Genomic DNA, 26987 nt, shown 5'->3' with positions numbered 1-26987 from the left:
AGTCGTCCGCGCCGCCGGCGAGCGTGCGGTGCTAGGCGTTCTGGGGCTTGCGAGTTGGTGGGTTGGGCTAGAGGCCGATGTCGGCGGGGCGGTAGGTGGGGGTGCGGCGGGCTTGGGATTTTTGTTCGTAGGCGTGGGCCAGGCGTAGGAGTACTGGTTCGGACCAGGCGGTGCCGATGAAGGTGATGCCGACGGGGAGGCCGAAGGCGAAGCCGGCGGGGACGTTGATGGCGGGGTAGCCGGCCAGTGCGGCGGGGGTGGAGCTGCCGCCCAGGTAGTTGTCGCCGTTGATGAGGTCGATCTTGCCCGGGGGTGCGCTGGTCGGCATCACGAGGGCGTCGAGGCGGTGCTGGCGTAGTACGGCGTCGATGCCTTCGGTGCGGGACAGCCGGTGGTTGGTGGCCAAGGCCGCGCGGTACTCCGCGTCGGAGAAGTCGAGCGCCTGGATGGCCTCCAGCCCGTCTTGGCGCACATAGAGCAGCTCGCGGTCGGCGTGCTCGCGGTTGAAGGCGATCAGTTCGGGCAGGCTGCGCGGGTGGTCGCCTGGAGTTGTGGACAGGTATCGGTTGATCGCTCGCTTGGCCTCGTACGCCTGCACGACGATCGAGGTCTCGGTGTCCTCGAGTTGCTGCGCTGTCGGGATGTCGGCTGGGTCGACGATTGTCGCGCCGGCCTTTCGCATCACCTCGATCGCTTGCTCGGTGATCTCGTCGGCGTGGCTGCTGTACCCGAAGTACACCTCACGCGGTACGCCGATCCGCGCGCCCCGCAAGCCGTCGTCGTCGAGGAACTGCGTGTAGTCCAGGTGCAAGTGCCCGCGACTCGCCTTCGTCGCCGGATCCCGCTCGTCGACTCCGACCAACGTGCCGAGCACGATCGCGGCGTCGCGGACGGTGCGGGCGATGGGGCCGACGCTGTCCTGGCTCGGTACTCCCTGGATCATGCCGGCGCGGCTGATCAGACCCACGGTGGGTTTCACGCCTACGACCGAGTTGGCTGCGGCCGGGTCGACGATCGAGCCGTTGGTCTCAGTGCCGATCCCCGCGACGCAGAGGTTCGCGGCGGCCGCTACCGCCGTACCGGAGCTGGATTCGCTTGGGGATCGGTCGAGCTTGTACGGGTTGCGCGTCTGGCCGCCGCGGGCGCTCCAGCCGGGGTGATGGGTAATCGAGATGCCGCCGGCCCACTCACTCAGGTTGGTCTTGCCGAGCAACACCGCACCGGCCGCCCGAAGCTTCGCCGCCACGGCCGAATCCACCTTTGGCCGTCCGCCCTCCAACGCGAGCGAGCCGGCCGTCGTGTGCATCCGATCCGCTGTATCGAAGAGGTCCTTCATCAACATCGGCAACCCATGAAGCGGACCACGAACCCCACGTGTACGCCGCTCCGCATCCAGCCGCCGCGCCTCGCGCATCGCATCAGGATTGACCTCAATCACGGCCCGCAACCCAGGGCCGCGCCGATCGATCCTCTCAATCCGCTCCAGGTAATACCGAGTCAGCTCCACAGCAGAAATCCGCCCCACCACCATCTGATGGGCAAGCTCGGCGATCCCAGGACCATCCGGCTGCGCTCCCGCAGCCTGCGTCGCCGTGCCCTGGGCCGCCCGGCCCTGTGTCGCCGTCCCGCCGGCTGCCGCGTCCGTTGCGGACGTCACCCAGGGCGCCGTCGCGGCGGCTAGGCCCATCGCCAGTACTCCGCGCCGCCCGGGCGTGCTTCGCTCAAGCCTCATGTCCCACCTCTGCAGGGTCGTCGAGATCCACTCCCTCAAGCACACCGTCCAGTCATGCCGTCGGACATCACCTGCCCGCTACGGCTCCGGTAGCCCTGGCGCTACCCGGGTCCGCCGGGTGGCTTGCCGTCCGCGCCGGCGTCGGGCGTGAGGTGGGTCACAGGAGTCGTGCGGGCCGGGGGCGGCCCGTGGTGGGGTCGAGGGAGCGGTGATCTCGACGAAGGGGAGCGGAGTGGCGGATGTGGACGCGGGTATGAGCGCGGGTGCCGGTGTGGATGTGGACGCGGGGTTGGTGTTGCCGGGGGAGGAGGCTGTTGGGTTGATGGAGTTTTGTGGGGTTGGTGCGCGGGATCGTGAGGAGATGCTGGCGGCTCGGCCGGATGCTGTGAGAGAGCCGGAGTGGTGGGCGGTTACGGCTGCGTTGGCGGAGAGTGTTGTGCGGGAGATGGAGATGGCGGTTCCGTCTACTGGGTTTGAGGCTTGGCCGGCGGTGCCGATGGAGTCTTCGGCGGTGGGGTTGTTTGCGGGGGCTTGGGCGTTGCTGGCTTGTGTTCCTCGGTTGGTTGAGGTGCATGCGCGGCGTGGGGTGCCGGAGGCGGTGACCAGGGCGACGGTGTCGGCGCTGGGTGGGGTGATGAGTACGCATCGGCAGATCTTCGGGCGGGCGGGGGTGGGGCTGATCCCGTTGTGGAGTCCGCCGTTGCGGTTCCGGGGGACGGATTTCGAGATCGGGCGGCATGCGTTCACGCGGGCTCAGCTGGGGATCGGCGACGGCGTTTCAGGTCACGTACTGATGATGCACATCCCGCCGACCGGGCGGCTCGATGCGCAGGCGTCCGAGGAGTCGGTTGCCCAGGCGACACGGCTGTTCGAGCGGTGTTATCCCGAGGAGCCCGTCGCCGCGTTCGTCTGTCACTCGTGGCTTCTCGATCCGGATCTCGCCGACTACCTGTCCGCGGACTCCAACATCATCCGATTCCAGCGGCGCTTCGATCTGCTCCCGCAGCTGCCCATGAAGGACCCGAGCGAGGGCGACCGCGAGATGATGCGGCTCGGCCTGCATCTCTCGGTACCTGACGATGGCCCGCTCACGGAGGACGACCTGGATCGAGTGCCCCAAGAGACCTCGCTGCAACGGGCCTTCGTCTCCCACCTCCGCGCCGGCGAACACTGGCAACTACGAACCGGCGTCCTCCGCAAGCCGAGCTGAGGCCGCACCTCGAGACGGCCGAGGTGGGCTTACGACGCGGAGTTGGAGCATGGCGGCGAAGCGGGCTTCGGGGTCGTCGAGGTCGAGGGCGCCGACTTCGGCGAGGCGGCGGAGACGGTACCGGAAGGTGTTGGGGTGCACGTAGACGGCGGCGGCCGCGGCGATGACGTCGCCGAAGGCGTCCAGCCAGGCTCGCAGGGTTTCGACCAGGTTCGTGTTGTGCTCGCGGTCGTACGCGACCAGGCGCGCGATCGGGCCGGTCGGTTGATCGCCACGGGCCTCGATGAGGTCTCGCAGTTCGAGCAGGAGCGATTCGACGTGTACGTCGGCCAGTCGGGCGACCCGCTGTGAGCCGCGGGCTGTTCGGAGTACCCGGAGAGCTCGGTCCGCGCCGGCACGGGCGTGGGGGAGACGGGAGGTTTCGCGTACCACCGGACCGACGCCGATCGTCGCGGTGACGCGTTCGCCGATCCGGTCGAGGAAGTCCTTGGCGATCCGTACTGCGTTCTCCTCGCCATCCGAGCGATCGGCGCGGACGGGCATCAACCCGTAGGCGACATCGCCGACCAGCGCGGCGGCCGAACGCGGATGGACGGCACCGAGATGCATCGCGAACGCGTCGGCCAGCCGCTGCCGCTCGGTGGCCAACCCGGCCTCGCCGACCAGCGAGTCGGAGACGGGAACAGCCAGAGCCAGTACTACGACAGGCTGGTCGGTCAGGCCCAGACGATCGAGCGCATCGCGGGCTCCGGCGCCGCCTTCGAGCGCAGTACTGACCAGATCGGCGCGGAGTCGGCGCTCGACGTCGGCGCCGGCGCGGATGCGGAGCATGTGAAGGGCGACGAGCTTGGCCGCGTCGCAGAGTGCCTGGGTGCGTTCCTCGCTGAGCGGGTCGCGGACGGCGGCCCAGATCGAGCCGAGGATCTCGTCGCCGGCACGGACGGCGACAGCGACGCGGGGAAGGGTGATTTCGCCTTTGGTGACAGGCAATGGGGGGATGTAGACCGGCTGATCGGTTCGGTACAGGTCGCGGAATACGCCTCGCTCGTTGAGCAGCCGGGAGTAGCGCTGCGGCACCTGGCGGCCGAGGACGGTCTCGACCCGGGCGGGGTCGGCTTCGTCCTGGCGGTTGGAGAAGGCGAGGACGCGGGAGCTGCGGTCCTCGATGGTGATCGGCGCGTCGAGGAGGGCGGCGGCCGCGTTGGCGAGGGCGAAGAGGTCGCCGGAGGGCATCCCGCCGAGGGTTTCCGGCTCGGCCACTCCGACGTCGCCGTCGGCGAGAAGCGATCTCAGGAGTACTGCGAGCTGGTCCCAGGAGGCGCCCCGGGTGAGACCGAGCAGGGCGACGCCGGACTCGGTGACCGCGTTGGTGATCGCCTCGTCGGGGGCGATCGGGGAGCGGACGACGAGTCCGGCGGCCTGCTGGCGGCCGAGGTCGCGCAGTACCCAGGAGATGACCGAAGGTTCCTGCAGACCGACGCCGAGGACGAGCGCGTGGCGGGGGAGCACCGGCTCGTCGAGTGGGTCGTGGATGACGACGCCACCGATCTCGGCCGGCTGGTCGGGGTCACCGTGGACGAGTTCGAGCAGGGTGGCGCCCAGATCGTCGAGCACCCGGCCGAGGCTCGCACGTGGTCGATTCGTCACGGAAGGCAGCACCTTTCCGAACTTAGAAGCCGGGAACCCAGCCTAGTTCGTCCAGGTGCACAATTTCAGCCCCTGATTTAGTCCGTTCCGACAACTTACAGCGGGAGCCACTCGGTGGAGGTGGTTACTGCCGCCAGTTGGTCGGGGAGGGGGTCGATTCCGATGCCGGGGGTCGTGGGGACGGGGAGGTGGCCGTTGTCGAGCGTGAACGGGGTGGTGATGTCGGTTTGGTAGTAGCGGCTGGAGGCGGAGGTGTCGCCGGGGAGGGTGAAGCCGGGGAGGGCTGCGAGCGCGACGTTGGCAGCTCGGCCGAGGCCGGTTTCGAGCATGCCGCCGCACCAGACGGGGATACCGTGAGCTACGCAGACGTCGTGGATGCGGACGGATTCGAGGTAGCCGCCGACTCGGCCGGGTTTGATGTTGATGATCGAGCACGCGCCGAGAGTGATCGCGGCGGCGGCTGCGCGGGCTGAGGTGATGGATTCGTCGAGGCAGACGGGGGTCTTGATCGAGCGGGCGAGTTCGGCGTGGCCGAGGATGTCCTCCTCGTCGAGGGGTTGCTCGATCAGGAGGAGGTTGAAGGGGTCGAGTCTGGCGAGGTGGCGGGCGTCGGAGACCGAGTAGGCGGTGTTGGCGTCCACTTGCAGCAGGATGTCGTCGCCGAAGCGTTCGCGGACCGCGGCGACCGGGTCGATGTCCCAGCCGGGTTGGATCTTGAGCTTGATGCGTAGGTAGCCCTCATCGAGGTAGCCGCCGACTGCGTCGAGTAGTTCGGGGATCGAGTTCATGATGCCGACGGAGACGCCGCAGGGGACGCGGTCGTGGACCGCGCCGAGTTCGCGTGCCAGCGGGCGGCCTTCGGCTCGCAGCTCGGCGTCCAGTACGGCGGTCTCGAGCGCGGCCTTCGCCATCCGGTGGCCGTGGAACTTGGCCAGCGCCGGCGCGACGCCGACGGCCGATAGGCGTTCGACAGCACCCAAGGCCGGTACGAAGAAGCGTCGCAGTACGTCGATCGCGCCGTCCACGTACTCCGATGAGTAGAGCGGCCCGCTCATCGCGACGCACTCGCCCCATCCCTCCGCCTCGGTGGACACGACGCGGACCAGCAACGCGTCGCGCGTCGTCTCGGTCCCGAACGACGTCCGGAACGGCGACACCAACGGCAACGAGATCCGCCGCAACTCGACTCCGGTCAGCTTCATCACACCAGCCCCTTTCCAGGACGTTCGACCACGTACCACCCAGCCCGATCGAACCCGGTCACCCGGGCCCCATCCGCCATCAACCCACCCAACACTTCCCGCAACACCAGCCGCCACTCCTTGGCCGCTCCCGGATCATTTCCACGCAATCCCTCAACATCAGCCGGTACGCCGACCAGCACCGTCCCCCCATCTGCGGGGGACTCGCCAACAACCGGTTGCCCGTCGCTGCCGCTGGTCAGCAAGACCGTTGCCTCCCGCAACATCTGGGCAAGGTGCCCACTCGGGGTGGAAAAGGCGGAGCCGGACGCGTGGCCGCCGCTGTCGGCGACGGCCGAGGTCGGCCGGGAGCGAACGCTCAAGCGGGCGGCTGCTTGGACGGCGTCCGCGTCGAGTTGCCAGCTGATCAGGAGGCGGTCGGAGTCGTCGGCGTTGTTGATGCTGTCGGCCATGGGGCCGTAGAAGTTGGTGAGGTATTCGGTGGGGCGGGCGGCCAGCTTCGTCAGGTTGAAGTAGGCGTTGCGGCGGATCAGGGGGTCGAAGGTCCAGGAGATTGCGGTGACGCCGCGCTCCAAGGCCCAGGCTCGTTGGTGGAGTTTCAGGGCGAAGCCGACGTTGCGGCCGCGGGCGGCACTGGAGACGCCGGCTACGTGGCTGTGCATGGTCACCTCGGCGGGGGCGCCGAAGAAACCTACGCAGGCGCCGATGAGGGTGTTGCCGTCGTAGGCGCCGCCTACGTAATTGCCTGCTTTGGTGAGGGCTCGCAGGAGTTCCGTGGTCACCGGTGGGTTCTTCGGGTCGGGGCGCCAGATCGAGTTGTACAGGCGATAGACCTCATCGAGGTCCGCCAGTTCCCGCAGTTCCCGAACTTCCACCCCGGCCGAAGCAGCCGCGGCCAACCCGTCCCGCACAGCCTCGGAGACGACCGACTCCACCTCAGGGGCGGTCATGGTCTGTCCAGTAGGTGGGCGAGGAGGGTGGCTAGCAGGGCGGTCCGTGGGGCGATCTCGGAGACGACCACGTGTTCGTCGTCAGCGTGGGCGCCGCCACCGACGGCGCCCAGGCCGTCGAGGGTCGGAGTACCGACGCCTGCGGTGAAGTTGCCGTCGGAGCCGCCGCCGACGGAGATGTCCCGCAAAGGCGGTAGGCCCAGTGAGGCAGCAAGGTCCGACGCCTGTCGATAGAGATCCTCGGACATCTTGCGCTCCAGCGGCGGCCGGTTCGGGCCGCCGATGACCTCGAGCGTCGCCTCGGGAAGTACCGGCTTCAAGGCATGCAGCGCCGCGTCCACCCGGAGTTGCTCGGCGACCGAGCGCGCCCGTACGTCGATCAGGAAGCTGCCCACAGCGGGCACGGTGTTCCGCGTGGTGCCGGAGGTCAGGAGAGTGGGCGTGACGGTGGTGCCAACCGAAGGGTCACCGAGGTTGCTGACGGCAAGGATCTGGTGCGCGGCCTCGATGCTCGCGTTGACCCCGAGCTCAGGCTCGAGCCCGGCATGCGACGCGCGTCCGACGATCCGGATCTCGTAGTTGGAGACGCCCTTGCGCTCGAGCTTCAGCGCACCTTCCGCCGACGCCTCGAGCACCAAAGCGGCAACACAGCCTGCCGCCTCTTCCTCGATGAGTGCACGTGACGACGGCGACCCCAGCTCTTCGTCACCGGTCACCAGCAACGTCACGCCGGCCGCCGAAGGCAGCGCGGCCAGCGCATGGAACGCCATCACCAACCCGGTCTTCATGTCGAACGACCCAGGCCCCCGCAGGACGCCGTCCTCAACCACGAACGGATGCGTGGCAAGCGACCCGATAGGCCACACCGTGTCGTGATGCGCGAGCACCAGCACGCGCGACGGTCCATCGCCGAGCCGCCAACGCAAATGGTTGACACCATCGACCACCACGTACTCCGGTGCGACGCCGAGCCGCTCCGTCCCGAGCGCCGCCACCACTGCGGCACTAGTAGCGACCGCGGAGAGATCCGAGGACGGCGACTCACACGTCACCAACGTCTCCAGATCCGCCAGCATCGACGGCAACGCAGCCTGCATCTGATCCACGAGTGATATCATCCGCCCACCTTAGGAGTGGCGCGAACCCCGCAGTGCAGGTACTTCTCACCAGTCGGCAACGAGTAGAACGTCAGCGGAATCCAGGTCAGCGACCCCGGCTGCCGGAGTACGAACAGGTCGCCGGTCTCGTCGACCGGTGTCATCACGAACTCGTGCGACGGCTCCGGCGTCAATGCGGCCAGCGGCCCGGTGAGCGTCATCCGCAGTACCGCTTCACCGTCGCGCACGAACACCTCCTGCAGAGAACTGGCGCGCTCGTACCGGCCGACGTGCTTCTGGATGTCGACAACCGGCGGCTCCGCAGGCGCGGACAGCGGCGACGGCATGGCCACTCCGGCCAGTTCGAGGAAGATCTCGCGATAAAGCTCCTCGTACAGATCCCGCGTGTTGCCGCCGTTGGTCAGCAGCGTCACCGCCAGCCCCTCGGACGGCAGCACCCGCAGGAACGCGGCCTGTCCGATGGTGTTGCCGTCGTGCCCGATCAGCCGGTGACCATCCCAGTCGAACCGGATCCAGCCCAGCCCCCACGAGTCGCCGAGCGAGTACTTGTCGGGCAGCTCCGCATGCTTCTCAGCCATCGCGGCCACCGACTCCGAGCTGAGCACCCGAGTCCCGTCCGGTGCAAGCCCGCCGGACAGGTGGAGCCGGGCAAAGCCCAACGCATCCGCAACAGTCGAGGTGACCAACCCGGCCGGCCCCAGCGATCGTGGCAAGCCCCAGACCGGAGCGACTGAAGGCTCCTCGCCGCCCTCGCCCTCATGCCCGACCGCAGCGCGATACATCAGCGCTTCCTCGGGCAACGTGACGGTGTGGTCCAGCTTGAGCGGGACGATGATCCGCTCGCGCAGTGCCTGGTCCCAGGTCTTGCCGGTCAGCTTCTCGATCACCCGACCCGCCAGCGAGAAGCCGGAGTTGCAGTACGACCAGGTAGCGCCCAGTGGATGGTTCTGGCCGACCTCGGCCAGCCCGTCGACGTACTTCTCCAAGCAGTCGTCACCGCGCCCGGTGTCGGTGAACACATCCCCATCGATCCCGCTGGTGTGGGTGAGGAGCTGCCGCATCGTCACCTGCTTGGCGACGTCGGGATCGCCCAGTTGCAGCTCGGGCAGTACCTCGATGATCGGCGCGTCCAGGTCGAGCAGCCCCTCGTCGACGAGTTGCAGCGCGAGCGTCGCCGTCCAGACCTTCGTCATCGAGCCGATCTGGAACAGCGAATCGGTCGTCACCTCGACGCCGGTGTTCTTGTTCAGCACGCCGAAAGCCGCCTCCACCAGCTCGTCACCCCGCAGGATCCCCAGCGTGGCACCCGGTACGCCGTGCTTCGCCGCCAAAGTGCTCAACCTGCGCTGCCAATGCGAAGCGTCGATCCGGGCAGGCCGAGGCCCGACCGCGTCGCCGGCGTACTGCTCGACCCAGTCGAGGATGCGCCGGTTGAAGTCGAGCCGGTGCGACGGCCGCCCCTCCACGATGAACAGGTGGCTCGCTTCCGGGTAGAGCACCAATTGCGTCGGCACCCCCTGCTCGCGCAGCGCCGTGTGCCACTGTTGCGCCTGGCCGATCGGGCAGCGCACATCCGCGTCACCGTGCAGCACCAAGGTCGGCGTCTTCACCTTGTCGACCTGGCTGAACGGAGACATCGCGCTGACGTCGCCCGTCGACTCCAGCTCGTAGACGCTGAGGAAGTGGCCGCTGTCCGAAGTACCGGCCATGCTGGTGAGGTCGCTGACCACTCCGCCGGTGACAGCCGCCGCGAAGCGGTCGTCGCGACTCGTGAGGTAGCAGGTCATGAAGCCGCCGTAGCTGTAGCCGGCGACGGCGAGCCGTTGCGGATCCGCGATGCCCTCGGCAACCAGTTGGTCGAGCGGCTCGAGGAAGTCCTTGGCGTCCGAGGTGCCCCAGCCGCCGACCACTCCGTTGTAGAACTGCTCGCCATAGCCGTCGCTGCCACGCGGATTCACCAGCAGCACCGTCCAGCCGCGCGCGGCGAGCTCCTGGTGGTACAGGTGCACCTCATCGGCCACCGCGTTCCACGCGTTGTGCGGACCGCCGTGGATGTCGAGCAGCAGCGGCTGCGCGCCGGTCGCCGCAGGATCGCGGATCAGGTAGGTCGGCACCACGGTCCCGTCCGAGACGGTGAACTCCCGCTCCACCCGCGCGAAGTGCTCCGCGTCAGCGAACTTCTCCCCGTGTGACGTCCGCGCAGTCGCCTCGCCGCTCGCCAGGTCCAGCGTGACGACCTCGCCGTACGACGTCTCGGTGACCAGCACGACGGCCGCCACGTCGCCCGCGATGCTGAGGCCGGACACGTTCTGCCCCGGCTCGCCCAGCACGCGTTGCGGCGTGCCACCCGCGACAGGCACCGAGTACAGGTGACTGCACCCGCGGTCCCGGATGCAGAAGTAGACCGCGCTGCCGTCAGAGCTCAACGAAGGAAGGGCTCCCGGGTACGCCGGACCGCCCGGCATCACGTTTCGATCGAGAGTGGCCGCCAGGTTCACCAGCTCGCCACCGTCCAAGGTGAGCCGCAGCAACCCGGCATGTCCCACCGGCCCACTCAGGTTGCCGACGATCAGCAGTGCCGAGCCATCAGCCGTCCAGAGCACCGGACCGGCCAGGCCATCCGCTAGCCCGACCTGCTGAGGCTTGGCCTTCTCATCCGTCGCATCGAGCACATGGGCCGGTGCTGTCGGGTTGAGGTCGGCGTCGGGCGCAGTGCCGGCTCCGAAGGCGACCTTGGTGCCGTCGGGCGACCAGGCGGGATCACCGGCGTGCCAGTCGCCCTCGGTGGCCTGCCGGACCTTCTTCGAGCCGACCTCCAGGAAATGGACGTGCTGGCGCATGGTGCGTAACCAGCCGGCTCCGTCGGCCTGGTAGTCGAGGCGCTCGCTCACGATCGGTGCATGGCCGCGGCGACCGCGTGCCTCATCGTCCTCGCCCGCAGCCGCGGCTATGTCGACCGGTGCGCTGAAGGCGATCCGGGTGCCGTCCGGACTCCACCGCGCTGCGCCTGCTCCCAGCGGAAGCGTGGTGAGCTGCTCTGGCTCGCCACCAGCGGCCGGTAGTACCCAGAGCTGCGCCGGGCCGTCCTTGGCCCGCAGGAACGCCAACTGCGAGCCATCCGGTGACCAGACCGGGGTGCTGTCGCCGGTGCCTCGGGTGAGCTGTTGCGGCTCGCCACCGGACGCCGGCACTCGCCACAGGCTCCGCAGCGTCTTGTCTTCCTTGAGGTCGGTGGTTCGCAGGACGTAGGCGAGCTGGGAGCCGTCCGGCGACAGGGCCGCCTGCTCCGGTACCGCGAACTCGGAAAGGTCGTCGATGCGCAGACGTCGGGTCACGAGGAAGTCCTCCTTGAAAGCGTGGGAAGCGAGGTCGTACCGCGGCGGGGTACGGCCGCGAGAAGTTCTCTGGTGTAGTCGTGTTGGGGATTGCCGAGGACCTCGGCGGCCGGCCCGAATTCCACGATCCGGCCGAGGTACATCACGGCGATCAGGTCGCTCACGTAGCGGACGACCGCGAGATTGTGCGAGATGAACAGCATCGACAGCTCGAGCTCGCGTTGCAGGGAGCGAACGAGGTTGAGCACGGTGCCCTGGATCGACACGTCCAGCGCCGAGGTGATCTCGTCCGCGATGATCACGTCCGGTTGCCCGGCCAACGCCCGGGCAATAGCCACCCGCTGCCGCTGCCCACCCGACAACGCCCCCGGGTACGCATCAGCCCGCTCTCCGTCCAGCCCAACCAGCTCCAGTAGGCGACGAACTTCTTTGTGACGGTCGGGAAACGGCCGGGGGATGGCTTCGGCGATGGTGTTGCCGATGGTCATGCGCGGGTCGAGGGAGGAGTAGGGGTCCTGGAAGACCATCTGGAGTGGGCGGCGCCGGCCGGGGCGGTGGCGTAGGGGTACGCCATCGAGGAGGATCTGGCCGGAGGATGGTGTCGTCAGGCCGACCGCGGCCCGGGCCAGCGTTGACTTGCCCGAACCGGACTCACCGACGAGCCCGACCACCTGGCCGGAGGGCACCGTCAGGTCGACTCCATCGACGGCGGTCACCGTGCGACGGCCGGTGCCGAAGCGGACCGTCACGCCGTCGAAACGCAGTTCGCTCATCGCAGCCCCGTCCGCATCGACTTGATCGACTCGCCGTCCAGATACCGGGCTTGCCAGGCTGCTGGGCCGGCGCCTGACCCAGCACCCGTCGCCAAGCCCCGAGGGTTCCAGCAGGCCACCTGGTGTGCCGGACCGTGGGTGACCAGCGCCGGATCCTCAACCAGGCATCGGTCCTGCGCAAACTCACACCGAGCCGCAAACGCACACCCAGCCGGGAATGCCGAAGGGTCCACCGGTCGCCCCGGTATCACCGCCAACGGCTCGTCCAGCGGCGTCTCCAGATCCGGTACTGCGTCCAGCAACGCGCGCGTATACGGATGCCGAGCCCCCGCCGCCAACTCACCGGCCGGCAGGTCCTCCACGATCCGCCCCGCGTACATCACCAGCACGCGATCACAGACCTGCGCCACGACGGTGATGTCATGGCTGATCAACAGCACCGCGACGTCGTCCTCGACACGAATCGTCTCCAGCAGTTGAAGCACCTGCTGCTGCACGGTCACGTCAAGCGCAGTCGTCGGCTCATCCGCGACGATCAGCGCCGGCGTGCCCATCAGCCCCATCCCGATCATCGCCCGCTGCCGCATCCCGCCCGAGAACTCATGCGGGTACTGCCGCGCCCGCCGCTCAGCCTCCGGAATCCGAACCGCCCGCAGCCGATCAACCGCCCGCGCCATCGCACTCCGCCGCGTCAGCCCTTGATGCTCGCGAGCACCCTCGGCGAGCTGCGTCCCGATCCGCTTCGTCGGGTTGAACGACGTCATCGGGTCCTGGAACACCATCGCGAACGACGTCCCCAACAGCCGTCGCCGCGCGGCCGCAGTACTCCGAACCGCCAACCGCCCGAGCAACGGCGCCCCGAGAAAGGACAACTCAGCAGCCCGTACTTCCCCAGGCGGCTCGATCAACTGCGCAACGGCCAGCGCGGTGAGACTCTTGCCCGACCCGGACTCACCGACCACCCCGACGATCTCGCCCCGGCTGATCGAGAAGCTGATGCCGCGGACCGGCGTCACCGGCCCAGCCGCGCCGGGGAAGCTCACGTGCAGGTCTTCGACGACCAGCACGGCATCGTCGTCCACAGCTGCCGCGGGCCGTGTCTCCGGCAAGCGCTCGAGCGCTCCCTTCACAACCGGCGCAAAGCTCTTCAGGACCGGTACGCCGAAGCACTTCGCGACGGCCTCTCCGAACAGGTTGAAAGCCAACCCGGCGACGACGACCGCGACCCCGGGAGCCAACGCCGCAGCCGGATGCACGTAGATGCTGTTGAGGCTCTCGCCCATCAGCCGTCCCCAGTCGTACGCCGGTGGTTGCACACCCAATCCGAGGAACGACAAGCCGGCAAAGGCAAGCAATGCACCGCCCGCGCCGATCGTGGCGTTCACCACCAGCGGCTCGGCGATGTTCGGCAGGATGTGCCGCACCAGAATCCGGAATCGCCCGACTCCGGCGATCCGCGCGGCCGCTACGAAGTCCCGCTCGGCGATCCCCGCGACCAATGTCTGCGTCAGCCGCGCGAAGGACGGCGCTCCCGCGAAGCCGATCGCCAGGACCGCACCCTTCGCGCCGACTCCGAAGATCACCGCGAAGAACAGGGCGAGCAGCAGCCCGGGGAACGCGACCGCGATGTTCACCACCGCGGTCGTCAACCGGCCGGCCCGCCGCCCGAGCAGCACCGGCGCACAACCCAATGCCAGCCCGGTGAGCACAGCGATGGAGATCGCCGCCAGCGCGAGCAGAGTCGACGTCCGTGAGGCGACCAGCACCCGGTAGAAGATGTCGCGTCCGAGATTGTCGGTGCCGAGCCAGTGCGCTGACGAGGACCCTTCCAGCAAGTGCTCGGTGTCGATCGCACTCGCCTGGTGGGACCAGATGATCGGAGCGAAGAGCGCCAGCAGGAGCACCGCCAGCAGGAGCACGCCGGCGCCCAAGCCCACTGGCGTACGAAGTACTGCGATCCAGCGCTTCCTCATCAGCTCTCCCTGATCGTGGATCGGGGGTCGAGTAGGGCGAGAATCACGTCGACCATCAGGTTGACCAGTAGGACGCCTGCGCCGTAGACGAGCACTACGCCCTGCACGAGCGGGTAGTCCTTGGACAGGATCGACGACACGATCGTGCTGCCCAGTCCCGGCCAGCCGAAGACGTTCTCGACCAGTACGGTCCCGGCGACCATCCCACCGAGCAGCAGTCCGCCCAGCGTGATGGTGGCCGTCACTGCATTGGGCAGTGCGTGCCGCACGTAGACAGCAACTGCAGGGAGTCGCTTGGCTCGGGCAGTACGCAGGTAGTCCGTCTGCAGCACCGCTAGCAGCTCCACCCGGCAGATGCGTGCGAGTACAGCAGCTGGGCCGATGGCCAACGAGATCACCGGCAGTACGTAGGACGAGAAGCCCCCGCGCCCGGCCACCGGCAACCAGTGGAGCTTCACTGCGAACACGTACACGAGCCCGACCGCCAGCAGGAACTCAGGAATCGCAGCCAGGATGACCGTCGTCGAGGTGAAGCTCAGCTCGGCGCGCGGCCGACGCCCGGCTCGCGTGAGCACACCCATCGCCAGCCCGACAGGCAATGCGATCAGCATCGCCACCACGAAGGCAGCAAAGGCGAGCTGGACAGTGGCCGGTAGCCGATCCCGGATAACGTCCGAGACGGGCAGACCGGTAGTGATCGAAGTACCGAGGTTGCCGGTGAACAGGTGCTGCAGGTAATGCACGTACTGCAACCAGAGCGGGTCATTGAGCCCCAGCGACTCGCGCTGCGCGTCAACGAGGCTCTGCGCCGCCGCGGGGCCGAGTGCACCCCGGACCGGATCGCCGGGGATCAGATGGATCATCAGAAAGGCCGCGCTGACCAGTACGAAGACGGAGCCGACCAGCCGACCGAGTCGGCGAACGGCGAACCGCACCCAGGGATGGGTGGTGAAACCCACCCCTGGGACGCTGGTGGCTGTGGTCATCCGAGCATCCGGATGGTCTGGGGGGCGACGCCGTCGCTGAGCTCGAAGGTGGCGCCCTTGGCGAAGATCGGGACGGTCGAGTTCACGAACGGGACCACGTTGACCTCCTTGAGGAGAGCGCGTTCGGCCGTTGCCCAGTCGGCGCAGCCGTCCGAACCGGCGATCTTGGATGCCTTGGCGACCGCGGCGTCGTACGCGGGGTTCTTGATGGAGGCGAAGTTGCCGCCGTTGGGTGGGCCTGTGCCGGACATGAAGCTGACCAGTTGGCTGGGCAGGTTGACCGTCAGCGGGATCAGGCCGGCGTGCCAGGTGCCTTGGCCGGCCAGGACGACGGTGCTGATCTCCGCGGTGGACACCGCCTTGAGTGAGACGTCGACACCGAGCTCACCCCAGGCCTTCTGCAGCAGCTCGGCACCGGACTGGATCGTCGGTCCGAGGTTGGTCAGGTAGTAGAAGACGAGGGAGAGCTTGGTGCCGCCCTTCTCCCGGATCCCGCCCGCACCCGCCTTCCAGCCGGCCGCGTCCAGAGCCGCCTTGGCCGCATCGAGGTCATGGCCCGGGATGTTGCCGGTGACGGTGTCGTCGTTGCAAGGGCCGGTGCCAGGGACGACGAAGCTGGTGGTCGGCTTGCCGGTGCCAGCAGTGATCACCTTGCCCAGCTGGGTCAGGTCGAGGGCTTGCGTGAGTGCTTTACGGACGGCCAGATCGGCGGTCGGCAGGCCGGGCTTCTGGTTGAACCAGAGCTCGCCGAGCGGAGTACCGGCGCTGCGGTTGAAGAGTTGCTGCGCCTGCAGCCGCTGCTTGTCCGGGCCTGAGATGGCAGCGATGTTGACCTGACCGGAGATCAGCAGGTTGGCCGCGGTGGTCTCGTTGGCGACGACCTTGAGCACCACCTTGTCCGCCAGGCCCGGCTGGTCAGCCTTGAAGTCGCCCGGCCCCCACGCGTACTCCTTGCGCCGGGTCAACGTGTAGTGGTCACCAGGCACGGCCTCGGCGACCTTGTACATCCCAGTGCCGTCCGAGCCTTGTTTCAGCAGGGAACGGTCCTTCATCCCCTTGGCGCACACGATGTGCAGGCCGCCGATGTTCCGGACCAGGAACGCGTCCGGGGCAGGGGCCGTCACGGTGACTGTGCCGGCAGCATCGTCGCCGACCGCCTTCACGCCGGCTGGGACGAAGACGCCGATCCTGGTCGACTTGTTGGCCGGGTTGCCGACGAAGTTGAGGTTCTCCGCGACCGTGGTCGCTGTCAGCGGGCTGCCGTCCAGACAGGTGACACCCTTGCGCAGCGTGTACTTCGCCGTGGTGGTCGTGCCTTCCCACTTCTCCGCGAGGCCCGCCACTTGCTGCCCGTTCTGATCGAGGTTGATCAGCGAGTCGTAGAGGAACGCGTCGACCTGCTTGGTGATCGACAACGAGGTGAACTGCGGGTCGAGGTTGCCGGGGTCGGAGCCGAGCGCCATGGTCAGCGTTTGTCCCTCGACCGGTTTGCCCACGCCGGCCGTGGTCGGCTCGCCCGAACTGCAAGCGGACAAGGACAAGCCGGCGACCAGCACCAAAGCGGTGAATGCGGATTTCATGGGTGCCTCCGAGAGGGATCAGGCTGAGGCGCGGCGGATGGCCCGGCCGCTGTGGATGAAGAGGGCCGGACCGCCCGATTCGTTCCCTACGAACACATAAGAAATGTGGACCCCGTTCTCGGCCTTCAGCGCGATCAGGCTCTCCTCGTTCCGCCCGACCAGTTCGACCGGGTCCGGCGCCGGACCGAGCTCGGCGAAGATCCCCTTGGGCGTCTGGTCCAGCCAGACCTTGCCGTCCTCGTCCTGCCGCACAGTCACATCGACGACCTCGCAGCTGTAGGTGCCGGCGAACCGGTCCACATCGATCGGCACAGGCGTCGCCGGGGGAGTGGGCAGCGCGGGCAGGTCCAGCCCGGCAAGCTCCTTGACCACATGGCCGACCACGGTCTTGTAGAGCTCGATCGTGTCGCCGCCGTTGGTCAGTACGGTGACCGCCAGCCCATGCTCCGGTACTACGCGCAGGAACGCGTTCTGTCCGATCGTGCCGCCGTCATGGCCGATCACTGTCGTGCCGTCCCAGTCGAACAGCTCCCAGCCGAGCCCCCACGAGTCGCCCATCATCCCGAGCTTCGGCAGCTTGACTTGCTCCTCCTGCATCGCCTTGACGCTCGCGGGGCTCAGTACCGGCGTACCGTCCGCTGCTGTCCCCGAGTCGAGGTGGAACTTGGCGAAGGCGAGCAGGTCGCGTGGCCGCATCGCGAGCATCGCGCCGGCCGGGGCCATCCCTCGCGTCATCGCCCACATCGGTGCGGGTACCGGTTCGGCGTCAGGGGCGGGCCGGATGTGGCCGACCGCGGCGCGGTACAGGATCGCCTCGTACGGGTCGGTCGCCGCGTGGGTGAGGCCGAGCGGGGTGAAGAGGTGCTCGCGCAGGACCGTGTCGAACGGCTTGCCGCGGAGTACCTCGATCAATCGGCCGAGGACAGCGAAGGCGGCGTTGTTGTAGGAGAACATCTCGCCGGGCGCGAAGAGCTGGGTGACGTCGGCGATGCTGGCGACGAACTTCTCGACCGCGTCGTCGCCCTTGCCGGTCTCGTTGAAGATGTCGCCCTCGAACCCGGACGTGTGGCTGAGCAGCTGGCGGACGGTGATCACGGCCGCCGCTGTTTCGTCGCCGATCACGAATTCCGGGAGGTAGTCGCGCAGCGGTGTGTCGAGGTCGACCAAGCCGTCGTCGACCAGTTGCATGACCAGCGTCGTCGTCCAGACCTTCGTGATCGAGCCGATCTGGAACACCGTGTCGGGGGTGACCGGTACGCCGGTCGCCTTGCTCAGGACGCCGGCAGCGTGGTCGATCACCTCGCCGCCGAACAGCACGCCGACCGCCGTACCGGGGACCTGGTGCTCGGCGAGCAACGCCGGCAGCCGGTCTTGAAGCCACGTCTCGATTTCGCTCAGGGTCGCCATGTGCCGACGCTAGGACCGCCCGCCGCCGGAGTATTCGTCGCAACCGACAACTGACGAGCCCGTTTTCGTCCGGACCGACGAGGTGTCAGGATCGGACGATGGAGCAGAGGTACTGGTACGCCGACGGCCTGGAACCGGAGGAGCTGGCCTTTCAGCGGCTGTACGGCCCGGTCGAACCGGCGACCAGGGAAGAGGCGGCCGAGTTCTTCGGCGGACTCGGGCTGGACTGGTGGGTCGCGGGCGGTTGGGCCGTCGAGGCGTTCACCGGCGTCTCCCGGCCGCACGACGATCTGGACGTGTCGTTCTGGCGACGGCACGTGCCGGAGCTGGTCAACTACGCGGACGGCCGGTACCACGTGTGGTCGGCAGGTAGCCGGGCGATCTTCCCGATCTCACCCGACAAGCCGGAGATGCCGGACAACGCGGACCAGGTGTGGCTGCGCGAGCATGCGCTGGCTCCCTGGAAGTACGACGTGGTGCTGAACCCGGATCGCGACGGGCGCTGGATCTTCCGCCGGGATCCGTCGCTCGACTACGCGCTCGACGAGGTGACCTGGATCGCCGACGACGGCATCCGGTACATGAATCCGGAGATGGCGCTCGCCTACAAGGCCAAGGGCGATCGCCCGAAGGATCGCGCCGATCTGGCCGCCGCGCTCCCGCTGCTCGGAGCGGCCAGACGTACCTGGCTGGCCGAGATGGTCCATCATCTGCACCCCGATCACGCCTGGCTGGAGCAGATCCGCGGCGGGTGAGCAGAAAATAGCCGGCCTGGCCGGGAATAAACGGCGCAGTTCGGGAACAAGCGGGCAGGACTTACCCTTGAGGGTGTTATGACCTCTTCAGGCCGTCGGACGGTCTACCTCGATCACGCCGCGACGACACCTATGCTGCCCGCGGCGATCGAGGCGATGGCGATCCACCTCGGACGAACCGGGAACGCCTCCTCGTTGCACGGGTCCGGACGGGCGGCGCGGCGCACGGTCGAGGAGTCGCGGGAGACGATCGCGGAGGCGCTGGGCGCCCAGCCGAGCGAGGTGGTGTTCACCTCGGGCGGTACGGAGGCGGACAACCTCGCGCTCAAGGGGCTGTGGTGGGCCCGGCTGGCCGAGGACCCGCGTCGGCGGCGGATCCTGCTCAGCGGGATCGAGCATCACGCAGTACTGGATCCGGCGATCTGGCTCGCGGAGCACGAGGGTGCCGAGATCGAGTGGCTGCCGGTCGACGAACTGGGCCGGGTGCGGCCCGAGGACGTCCAGCAGGCGATCGAGAAGGACCCCGAGTCTGTGTCCTTCGTCACGTTGATGATGGCCAACAACGAGGTCGGCACGCTGCAGCCGATCCGCGAGGTCGCCGCGCTCGCGAAGCCGTATGCGATCCCCGTGCACACCGACGCCGTCCAGGCGGTCGGGCAGGTGCCGGTGGATTTCGCCGAGCTGGGCGTCGACGCGATGACGGTGAGTGCTCACAAGGTCGGCGGCCCGTTCGGGATCGGCGCGCTGGTCGTCCACAAGGAGACCAAGCTGGCGCCGATCGTGCACGGCGGCGGCCAGGAGCGCGACGTTCGCTCGGGCACCCTGGACACCCCGGCGACGGCTGGGTTCGCGGCGGCGATCGAGCACGCGGTCAAGCACCAGGCCGAGCACGGCGCGCGGCTGACGGCCCTGCGCGACGCCCTGATCGAGGGCATCACCAGTACTGTCCCGGGCGCGATGCTGTCCGGTGATCCGGTACGCCGCTTGCCGGGTAACGCACACTTGTCGTTCAAGGACTGTGAGGGCGACTCGCTGCTCCTCCTGCTCGACGCGCGGGGCATCGAGGTCTCCACCGGGTCCGCCTGCAACGCCGGCGTCGCCGAGCCGAGCCATGTGCTGCTGGCGATGGGGTACGACGACCAGCGGGCGCGCGGGTCCTTGCGCTTCACCATGGGGCACACGTCCAGCCGGGCCGACGTGGACGCCGTACTGGACAACATCGGGCCCGTTGTCGAGCGGGCGATGTCCGCCGGATTGCAGAACGTAGGAAGGAACCACTGATGCGGGTACTCGCAGCCATGTCCGGCGGAGTCGACTCCGCGGTCGCTGCGGCGCGGATGGCCGAGGCCGGGCACGACGTGGTCGGTGTGCACCTGGCACTGAGCCGCAACCCGCAGTCGTACCGCAGTGGTGCACGGGGTTGCTGCACCATCGAGGACTCCCGCGACGCCCGCCGCGCTGCCGACGTGATCGGCATCCCGTTCTACATCTGGGACCTGGCCGAGCGGTTCCACGCAGATGTGGTCGAGCCCTTCGTCGCGGAGTACGCAGCAGGCCGTACGCCGAACCCGTGTCTGCGCTGCAACGAGAAGGTCAAGTTCAGCGCAGTGCTCGAGCGGGCGCTGGCCCTGGACTTCGACGCCGTCGCCACCGGGCACTACGCGCAGATCGTCGAGACTGCTGCCGGCCGTGAGTTGCACCGCGCGGTCGACCCGGCCAAGGACCAGTCCTACGTGCTCGGGGTGCTGACCCAGGAGCAGCTCAAGCACGCGTTCTTCCCGCTCGGCGACACCCCGAAGACCGAGATCCGGGCCGAGGCCGAGCGGCGCGGCCTGTCGGTGGCGGCCAAGCCGGACAGCCACGACATCTGCTTCATTGCCGACGGCAACACCCCGGGCTTCCTGGCCAAGCAGCTGGGCGAGTCGCCCGGCGACATCGTCGACGCCCAGGGCAACAAGCTCGGCGAGCACAAGGGCACCCACGGTTTCACCGTCGGCCAGCGCAAGGGCCTCAAGATCGGTACGCCGGCAGCCGACGGCAAGCCGCGTTTCGTGCTGGACATCTCCCCGGTCGAGCGGACCGTCACGGTCGGCTCGCGGGCGGAGCTGGCCGTCGAGAGCCTGACCGCGTCGAACCCGCGCTGGTGCGGCCCGGTCCCCACGGAGACCCTGCACGTCAAGGCCCAGCTGCGGGCGCACGGCGAGGAGATCGCCGTCACCGCACGGCTCGAGGGCGACCAGGTGCTGGTCTCCTTCGACGAGCCCGCAGACGCCGTCGCACCCGGCCAGGCGGTCGTCCTGTACGACGGCACCCGGGTGATCGGGTCAGCCACCATCGACTCGGTCGAGCGCGCGACTCAGAAGGTGTGAGCTCCCGTGCTGCGGATGAAGGAGACCTGCGAGCGCTGTGCCGCGCAGCTCGGTCCGACGGCCGACGCGGTGATCTGTAGCTACGAGTGCACCTTCTGCCCGGAATGCTCCGAGGCGATGGAACACGTCTGCCCGAACTGCGGCGGCGAGCTGGTCAGGCGGCCTACCCGTAGCACCGGCGCTTCTGCAATTGCTTCGCGGACACCCGGCCGCATCACCAGGTATCTCCAAAGGAACAGGAACACCACGTGAGCAGTCCCTTCGGCCCAGCGGCGACCACTGCGATGGGCTCGCTGCCTGGCGAGGACATGCGCGAGTGGACGAAGTTCGTGCTGGAGGGGGTGACCATCCCGTTCCTCCCGGAGCTACCGGCCCGCCCGTACGGCGACATGGTGAGCAGGGCCGCTGGGGTCATCGGTTCCTTGGCGCTGGACCTGCAGCCGGCCGGGTGGCGGCTGACGGGTGGCAACGACCCGCGGGCCAGCCTGGACCAACGCCGGGCCAGGTCGCTCCTGCAGCAGGACCTGGATGTCCTGGAGGAGCTGGCGGAGGGGTATGAGGGTCCACTGAAGGTCCAGTTGACCGGGCCGTGGACGCTCGCTGCAACCGTGGAGCTGCCGCGCGGGGACAAGGTGCTGGCCGACCACGGCGCTCGGCGCGACCTGGCCGAGGCGGTGGCTTATGGGTTGCAGGAGCATGTGGCTGAGCTCCGGCGACGGGTGCCGGGGGCCTCGCTTGTCGTGCAGATTGATGAGCCGGGGCTGCCCGCAGTACTGGCTGGGGCTGTTCCTACTGCCAGTGGGTGGGGCAAGCATCGCTCTGTCGATGGGCCGGGCTCTGTGGATCTGCTGAGCCGGGTGATCGAGGCTGTGGCGCCTGCTCTGACAGTGGTCCACTGCTGTGCGGCTCGGCCGCCTATTGAGGTGTTCCGGAAGGCAGGCGCCGGGGGAGTGGCAGTAGATGTCTCCCTGCTCACCGATGCCGCCTGGGAGCAGATTGCCTTCGCAGTGGAGGACGGGACGACGCTGTATGCGGGCGTAGTACCGACTACTGGAGCTGTGCCCAAGCCGGAGCAGGCGGCTGGCCTCCTGACCCGCCGCTGGCACGAGATCGGCCTGACCCAGAAGTCTCTGGTCGACGTCGTGATCACCCCAGCGTGCGGCCTCGCGGGCGCCCCGTCACCGTCCGATGCCCGCGCCAGACTCGAACTTCTCGGTCGTACGGCACAAGTCGTCGGAGACGCCGCAGAGGCCTAGAAATGTCCCTGGCTGGCGGTAAGTTCGGTCTATGAGTACGGAGATCCCCGAGACCAGTGCCGCCGACCAGCCTGCCGCGCCGCCGGAGGTGCGGGAGCGGCATGCCGAGCTGAGCCGGGAGATCGAGGAGCACCGGTTCCGCTATTACATGGCGACCTCGACCATCTCCGACGAAGACTTCGACGCGCTGATGCACGAGCTGCAGGCGATCGAGGCGCAGTACTCCGAGCTGCAGACGCCGGACTCGCCGACGCAGAAGGTCGGCGTGCCGATCTCGACGCTGTTCACCGCGGTCGAGCACCCGCAACGGATGGAGAGCCTGGGCAACGCCTTCTCCGCCGAACAGATGGAGGCGTGGGCGAAGCGGCTGGAGCGCGAGGTCACCGTCGCGCAGATCCACGAGAGCGGGTTCCTCTGCGAGCTCAAGGTGGACGGCCTGGCGCTCGACCTGGTCTACGAGAACGGCCGGCTGGTCAGCGGCGCCACCCGCGGCGACGGGCGGACCGGCGAGGACATCACGCTGAACGCCCGCACCATCGACTCGATCCCGAACGAGCTGCACACCGATTCGCCGCCGGCCTTCTTGGAGGTGCGGGGTGAGGTCTACTTCCGGGTCGAGGACTTCACCGAGCTGAACGCGCAACTGGTTGAGGCAGGCAAGGACCCGTTCTCCAACCCACGCAACAGCGCGGCCGGATCGCTACGGCAGAAGGACCCGCGCGTCTCGGCGAGTCGCCCGCTGCGCTTCGTCGTCCACGGTCTCGGCAAGGTCGAGGGCTATCACGTCGGCCGGCTGTCGGAGGCGTACGACCAGCTGAAGGAGTGGGGTCTGCCGGTCAGCGACCGCGCCCGCCGGGTCACGACGCTGGACGAGGTCAACGAGTTCATCGCGTACTACGGGGAGAACCGGCACTCGGTCGACCACGAGATCGACGGCGTGGTGGTCAAGGTCGACGAGGTCGATCTGCAACGCGCGCTCGGCTCGACGTCGAGTGCTCCGCGCTGGGCGATCGCGTACAAGTACCCGCCGGAGGAGGTCACCACCAAGCTGCTCGACATCAAGGTGAATGTCGGCCGTACCGGTCGCGTCACTCCGTACGGCGTGATGGAGCCGGTCCGGGTGGCGGGATCGACGGTCGAGTTCGCGACCCTGCACAACGGGCAGGAGGTCGAGCGCAAGGGCGTGTGGATCGGCGACACCGTCGTACTGCGGAAGGCCGGCGACGTCATCCCCGAGATCCTCGGGCCGGTGATGGAGCTGCGGCCCAAGGACGCGTACCCGTTCCGGATGCCGACCGAGTGCCCGTCCTGCGGGACGACGCTGCGGCCGATGAAGGAAGGCGACATCGACATCCGTTGCCCCAACGCCCAATCGTGTCCTGCGCAGTTGCGGGAGCGGTTGTTCCATCTGGCTGGCCGGTCTGCTTTCGACATCGAGGTGCTGGGCTTCAAGGCGGCCGATGCACTGATCAGCAGCGAGTTGATCGCCGATGAAGGGGATCTGTTCTCGCTGACCGAGGAGGACTTGGCGAGCAGTTCGTTCTTCACCACCAAGGCCGGTGCGCTGTCGGCCAACGCTGTGAAGTTGCTCGCCAACCTGGAGCAGGCCAAGACGCAACAGTTGTCGCGTGGGTTGGTGGCGTTGTCGATCCGGCACGTCGGGCCTACGGCGGCGGCCGCGCTGGCGGCGGCGTACGACGACATCGATGCGATCGAGGCTGCCTCGGAGGAGGAGCTCTCGCAGATCGAGGGGGTCGGGCCGACGATCGCGCACGCGGTGATCGAGTGGTTCGAGATCGACTGGCATCAGGAGATCGTCCGGAAGTGGAAGGAAGCCGGCGTCGAGTTGCGGCAGGTGCGGACCGGGCCGACGGTCGAGCAGACGTTGACCGGCCAGTCTGTCGTGGTGACGGGCACGGTCGAGGGGTACAGCAGGGACGAGGCGACCGAGGCGATCGTGTCGCGCGGCGGCAAGGTGGCTGGGTCGGTGTCCAAGAAGACCTCGTTCGTGGTGGTCGGGGATGCGCCGGGGTCGAAGTACGACAAGGCGGTGCAGTTGGGGGTGCCGATTCTGGATGCGGCGGGCTTCGTCGTGCTGCTGACGGACGGGCCGGAGGCGGCTGCGGCGGTGGCGACGAATCGCGAGCCGGAGGAGGCCTGAGAGTCGACGGATCCAGGTGCTCCGCTGATCCGTCCGACTGTTAGTTTTCACCTTCTAGACGTGGTTTTCTAAGGAGCAGATATGACGACGCCGCCACAGGGACCGTGGGGTCCTGGGCAGCCAGGGGGCCAGCCGGGCGGACAGCAAGGAGGACGACCGCAAGGTGGTCGTCCTGGGCAGGGCCAGCCACCGCAGGGTGGTGGCGGATGGCAGCAGCCCGGCCAGCCGCCGCAGGGCGGTCAGCCGTATCCGCCGACACGGCCGCAGCAGGGTCAGCCTCCGCACGGACAGCCCCCGCAGGGGCAGCCTCCGCAGCAGGGGCGGCCGCCGCAGTACGGGCAGCAGCCTCCTCAGCAGGGGCAGCCTCCGCAGGGCGGGCAGCCTGGTGGCTGGGGGCAGCAGCCTCCGCAGGGTCCGCCCCCGCAGTACGGGCAGCAACCGCCGTACGGGCAGCAGCCCGGGTATCAGCAGCCGTGGGGGCAGCAGCAGCCTCAGGGTGGGTGGCAGCAGGGGCAGCAGCCTTGGCAGGGTGGACCTGGACGCAAGCGGGGCGGCATCTCCAAGGACAAGCTGCCGCTGCTGGTCGGCGGCAGCCTGATCGGGCTTGTCGTGATCGCCTTGGTCGTGTTCCTCGGCATTCACTTCCTCGGCGACGACGACAAGACCACGACAACGAGCCCGAGCACGCAGCCGACCCAGTCAGCGGCAGGCGGACAAGCGCAGGGTGCGACCGACAAGCTGCAGAGCGCCGGGTTCCAGTGCAGCGACCTGTTCAACGGAGCCCAGGGTGCGCACCGCGGCTGCTTCAAGTTCGACGAGGTCAGCCAGGCCGAGGTGATCTTCCAGTTCCAGGCCGACGGCACGATCGTCAGCACGCTGATCCGGTCGATGAACCGGGAGAACGTCAACAACGCCGCGGTCTCCTTCGACGCGGCGCTGCAGGCGATCGGCAACGACACCTTCGGCGGCAGTGACGTGGCGAAGATCCAGGCGGCGGTGAAGACCGGCCAGAAGGACGCCAAGGTCGACAGCACCTGGGGTGACTTCACCCTGTTCAACAACGGCGACTCGGTGCAGATCTCCGGCCGCAAGTCCGGGATGGAGTCGTTCGACCTGCCGACCAAGGAGTTCTCGACCACCGTCGAGCAGATGACCACCGCGCTGAAGGCGAAGCAGTACGCGTGCACGCTGGCCTGCCGCAAGGACCTGGGCCGATCCGGCTCCCAGCGGATCTTCCCGCTCGGTGGCAGCAGCAAGGCGATCCGCTCGCTCGACATCGAGGCCTCGGGCGACCCCGCCGAGGTCAAGGCGGCTATCCCGGTCGCCATCGCGGACGCGCTGGGCGTGCTCAAGGGCCCGGACGTGGAGGCGATCAAGACCTTCCTCGCGGCACACACCGACGGGAAGCCGTACGCTGCTTATGTGGCCGGCTGGCGGATCGAGCAGACCGGCACGGGCAACGACGACTACTCGTCGCAGTCGATCAGGATCAAGTACGAGTCGTACTACGTGTGAGGTGTGATGAAGTCCGACCCGGAGAAGCGGCCGGAGACTCAGGTGGCCAAACCGCCGCCTGAGTCGGTGTACCGGGTGGACGGCGGCGGTCCGTGGGGGCCGACGCAGTTCGACCTGCCGGAGCGTAACGGCGACAACACCCAGACGGTGGTGATCGTCGCCGCGATCGGCGTGATCCTGCTGCTGTTGCTGGCCGGCGCCTGGACTCTCTGGTACTTCAAGTTCAACTGATTGACCCACACGACGACGAAGGCCTCCCGATCGCTCGGGAGGCCTTCGTCGTTGTGTCCAGGTCTTAGGCGGTGGCGCGGATGGTGACGGCGAGGTTGGCCAGGTAGCTCAACCGGGCCACCTCGGACCCGAGGAACTCGGGTCCACCACGACGGCCGATCACCAGCACCCGGCGGTTGGACTCCAGCGGCGCGGCGACCAGCACCGACTCGGCCAGGCCCTTGTGGTCCGGCGCGGTCAGCGTCGTCGCCTTCTCCAGCGGCAGCCACTGATCACCAAGGTCGCCGAACTCCGGCGTCGCACTCGTCTCCAGCGCCACCTTGATCTCGCTGCCCGTACCGTCCAGCAAGGCGGCCCAGTCGGCGTGCAGCACCGCGGGTGCCTGCTCGACCAGGATGTCGACCGCTTCGGCCGGAGCAGACGTCATCTGCTCGACGGCTTCGAGGTCCATGTGCAGGCCGCCGCCGGCGCCGTACCGGGAGAACCAGATCACCTCGACGTCGGGGACGCCGTTGCAGGCGGAGACCAGCCGGTCGGGCAGAACGCCCGGTGGGAGGTCGACCACGATGTCGTCGACGGCGGTGCCGTTCTCGCGCCGGTGCTCCACGATCTCGATCGCGTGGATGTCGGCGCTCACCTCGCCGAGTGCCGTTGCCACGGTGCCCAGCGAACCGGGACGGTCCGGGATGATCAATCGCAGCAGGAACACCGAACGATCATCTCCCAGCCGAATACCACGCAAGTTACGCCCTGTCGCGGCCAATGTTACAGAGCGGAACAAAGTGAC

21 protein-coding genes are annotated in these 26987 nt (G+C 68.2%); 9 read left to right on the top strand and 12 right to left on the bottom strand.

Annotated elements, in window-relative coordinates; all coding sequences use genetic code 11:
- Positions 1–67 precede the first annotated feature (67 nt).
- Complete coding sequence (locus ABD768_RS17400) at positions 68–1732, bottom strand: amidase (protein WP_344841677.1); 1665 nt, start codon at positions 1730–1732, stop codon at positions 68–70.
- A gap of 208 nt (positions 1733–1940) precedes the next feature.
- Between ABD768_RS17400 and ABD768_RS17395 the strand changes: the two genes are divergently transcribed.
- Positions 1941–2942 carry an acyltransferase domain-containing protein gene (locus ABD768_RS17395; protein ID WP_344841675.1) on the top strand — a complete coding sequence of 334 codons (1002 nt, stop codon included), beginning with the start codon at positions 1941–1943 and terminating at the stop codon, positions 2940–2942.
- On the opposite strand, the gene ABD768_RS17390 is transcribed toward ABD768_RS17395, so the two are convergent.
- The 10 genes from ABD768_RS17390 to ABD768_RS17345 form a co-directional block, all read right to left on the bottom strand.
- Positions 2910–4589, bottom strand: a complete 1680-nt coding sequence (locus ABD768_RS17390; RefSeq protein ID WP_343963743.1) for a PucR family transcriptional regulator — start codon at positions 4587–4589, stop codon at positions 2910–2912. The genes ABD768_RS17395 and ABD768_RS17390 overlap by 33 nt on opposite strands.
- Before the next feature lie 95 nt (positions 4590–4684).
- Positions 4685–5791, bottom strand: a complete 1107-nt coding sequence (gene menC, locus ABD768_RS17385) for an o-succinylbenzoate synthase (RefSeq protein WP_344841673.1) — start codon at positions 5789–5791, stop codon at positions 4685–4687.
- Positions 5791–6741 (bottom strand): GNAT family N-acetyltransferase, encoded by a 951-nt coding sequence (locus tag ABD768_RS17380; protein WP_344841670.1) that lies wholly within the window; start codon positions 6739–6741, stop codon positions 5791–5793. Before ABD768_RS17380 ends, menC begins: the two co-directional genes overlap by 1 nt.
- The gene (locus ABD768_RS17375) at positions 6738–7859 is read right to left on the bottom strand and encodes a M20 family metallopeptidase (protein ID WP_344841668.1); all 1122 of its coding nucleotides are present in this window, start codon (positions 7857–7859) and stop codon (positions 6738–6740) included. Before ABD768_RS17375 ends, ABD768_RS17380 begins: the two co-directional genes overlap by 4 nt.
- Positions 7856–11194 carry an LpqB family beta-propeller domain-containing protein gene (locus ABD768_RS17370; protein WP_344841666.1) on the bottom strand — a complete coding sequence of 1113 codons (3339 nt, stop codon included), beginning with the start codon at positions 11192–11194 and terminating at the stop codon, positions 7856–7858. Before ABD768_RS17370 ends, ABD768_RS17375 begins: the two co-directional genes overlap by 4 nt.
- Positions 11191–11967 (bottom strand): ABC transporter ATP-binding protein, encoded by a 777-nt coding sequence (locus tag ABD768_RS17365; RefSeq protein WP_344841664.1) that lies wholly within the window; start codon positions 11965–11967, stop codon positions 11191–11193. The genes ABD768_RS17370 and ABD768_RS17365 overlap by 4 nt, the downstream gene beginning before the upstream one ends.
- Positions 11964–13940: a dipeptide/oligopeptide/nickel ABC transporter permease/ATP-binding protein gene (locus ABD768_RS17360; protein WP_344841662.1), complete on the bottom strand. Its 1977-nt coding sequence runs from the start codon at positions 13938–13940 to the stop codon at positions 11964–11966. Before ABD768_RS17360 ends, ABD768_RS17365 begins: the two co-directional genes overlap by 4 nt.
- Positions 13940–14926, bottom strand: coding sequence for an ABC transporter permease (locus ABD768_RS17355; protein WP_344841660.1), 987 nt, complete (start codon positions 14924–14926; stop codon positions 13940–13942). The genes ABD768_RS17360 and ABD768_RS17355 overlap by 1 nt, the downstream gene beginning before the upstream one ends.
- The gene (locus ABD768_RS17350; protein WP_344841659.1) at positions 14923–16506 is read right to left on the bottom strand and encodes an ABC transporter substrate-binding protein; all 1584 of its coding nucleotides are present in this window, start codon (positions 16504–16506) and stop codon (positions 14923–14925) included. Before ABD768_RS17350 ends, ABD768_RS17355 begins: the two co-directional genes overlap by 4 nt.
- Before the next feature lie 18 nt (positions 16507–16524).
- Positions 16525–17913, bottom strand: coding sequence for a serine hydrolase domain-containing protein (locus ABD768_RS17345; RefSeq protein WP_344841657.1), 1389 nt, complete (start codon positions 17911–17913; stop codon positions 16525–16527).
- 98 nt (positions 17914–18011) lie between these two features.
- On the opposite strand from ABD768_RS17345, the gene ABD768_RS17340 reads away from it, so the two are divergent.
- The 8 genes from ABD768_RS17340 to ABD768_RS17305 all read left to right on the top strand — a co-directional run bounded on the left by ABD768_RS17340 (position 18012) and on the right by ABD768_RS17305 (position 26200).
- Positions 18012–18668, top strand: coding sequence for a nucleotidyltransferase domain-containing protein (locus ABD768_RS17340; protein ID WP_344841655.1), 657 nt, complete (start codon positions 18012–18014; stop codon positions 18666–18668).
- A gap of 78 nt (positions 18669–18746) precedes the next feature.
- On the top strand, positions 18747–19949 hold the full coding sequence (locus tag ABD768_RS17335; RefSeq protein WP_344841653.1) for a cysteine desulfurase family protein: 1203 nt from the start codon (positions 18747–18749) through the stop codon (positions 19947–19949).
- Positions 19949–21037 (top strand): tRNA 2-thiouridine(34) synthase MnmA, encoded by a 1089-nt coding sequence (mnmA, locus tag ABD768_RS17330; RefSeq protein WP_343963720.1) that lies wholly within the window; start codon positions 19949–19951, stop codon positions 21035–21037. Before ABD768_RS17335 ends, mnmA begins: the two co-directional genes overlap by 1 nt.
- Positions 21038–21052: 15 nt before the next feature.
- The gene (locus tag ABD768_RS17325) at positions 21053–21289 is read left to right on the top strand and encodes a DUF1272 domain-containing protein (protein ID WP_344842162.1); all 237 of its coding nucleotides are present in this window, start codon (positions 21053–21055) and stop codon (positions 21287–21289) included.
- Positions 21286–22293, top strand: a complete 1008-nt coding sequence (locus tag ABD768_RS17320; protein WP_344841651.1) for a uroporphyrinogen decarboxylase/cobalamine-independent methonine synthase family protein — start codon at positions 21286–21288, stop codon at positions 22291–22293. Before ABD768_RS17325 ends, ABD768_RS17320 begins: the two co-directional genes overlap by 4 nt.
- A gap of 31 nt (positions 22294–22324) precedes the next feature.
- Positions 22325–24454, top strand: coding sequence for an NAD-dependent DNA ligase LigA (gene ligA / locus ABD768_RS17315; RefSeq protein WP_343963717.1), 2130 nt, complete (start codon positions 22325–22327; stop codon positions 24452–24454).
- 81 nt (positions 24455–24535) lie between these two features.
- Positions 24536–25969 carry a hypothetical protein gene (locus ABD768_RS17310; protein ID WP_344841649.1) on the top strand — a complete coding sequence of 478 codons (1434 nt, stop codon included), beginning with the start codon at positions 24536–24538 and terminating at the stop codon, positions 25967–25969.
- A 6-nt stretch (positions 25970–25975) separates the two neighbouring features.
- Positions 25976–26200 (top strand): hypothetical protein, encoded by a 225-nt coding sequence (locus ABD768_RS17305; RefSeq protein WP_343963713.1) that lies wholly within the window; start codon positions 25976–25978, stop codon positions 26198–26200.
- A gap of 64 nt (positions 26201–26264) precedes the next feature.
- Here ABD768_RS17305 and ABD768_RS17300 read toward each other — a convergent pair whose 3' ends face one another.
- Positions 26265–26909 (bottom strand): amino acid-binding protein, encoded by a 645-nt coding sequence (locus ABD768_RS17300; protein ID WP_343963711.1) that lies wholly within the window; start codon positions 26907–26909, stop codon positions 26265–26267.
- Between the last annotated feature and the right edge of the window lie 78 nt (positions 26910–26987).

This window comes from Kribbella ginsengisoli, from assembly GCF_039537185.1.
In the GTDB taxonomy this organism is placed as follows: Bacteria; Actinomycetota; Actinomycetes; order Propionibacteriales; family Kribbellaceae; genus Kribbella; species Kribbella koreensis.
This window is presented reverse-complemented; position numbering and strand designations above follow the sequence as displayed.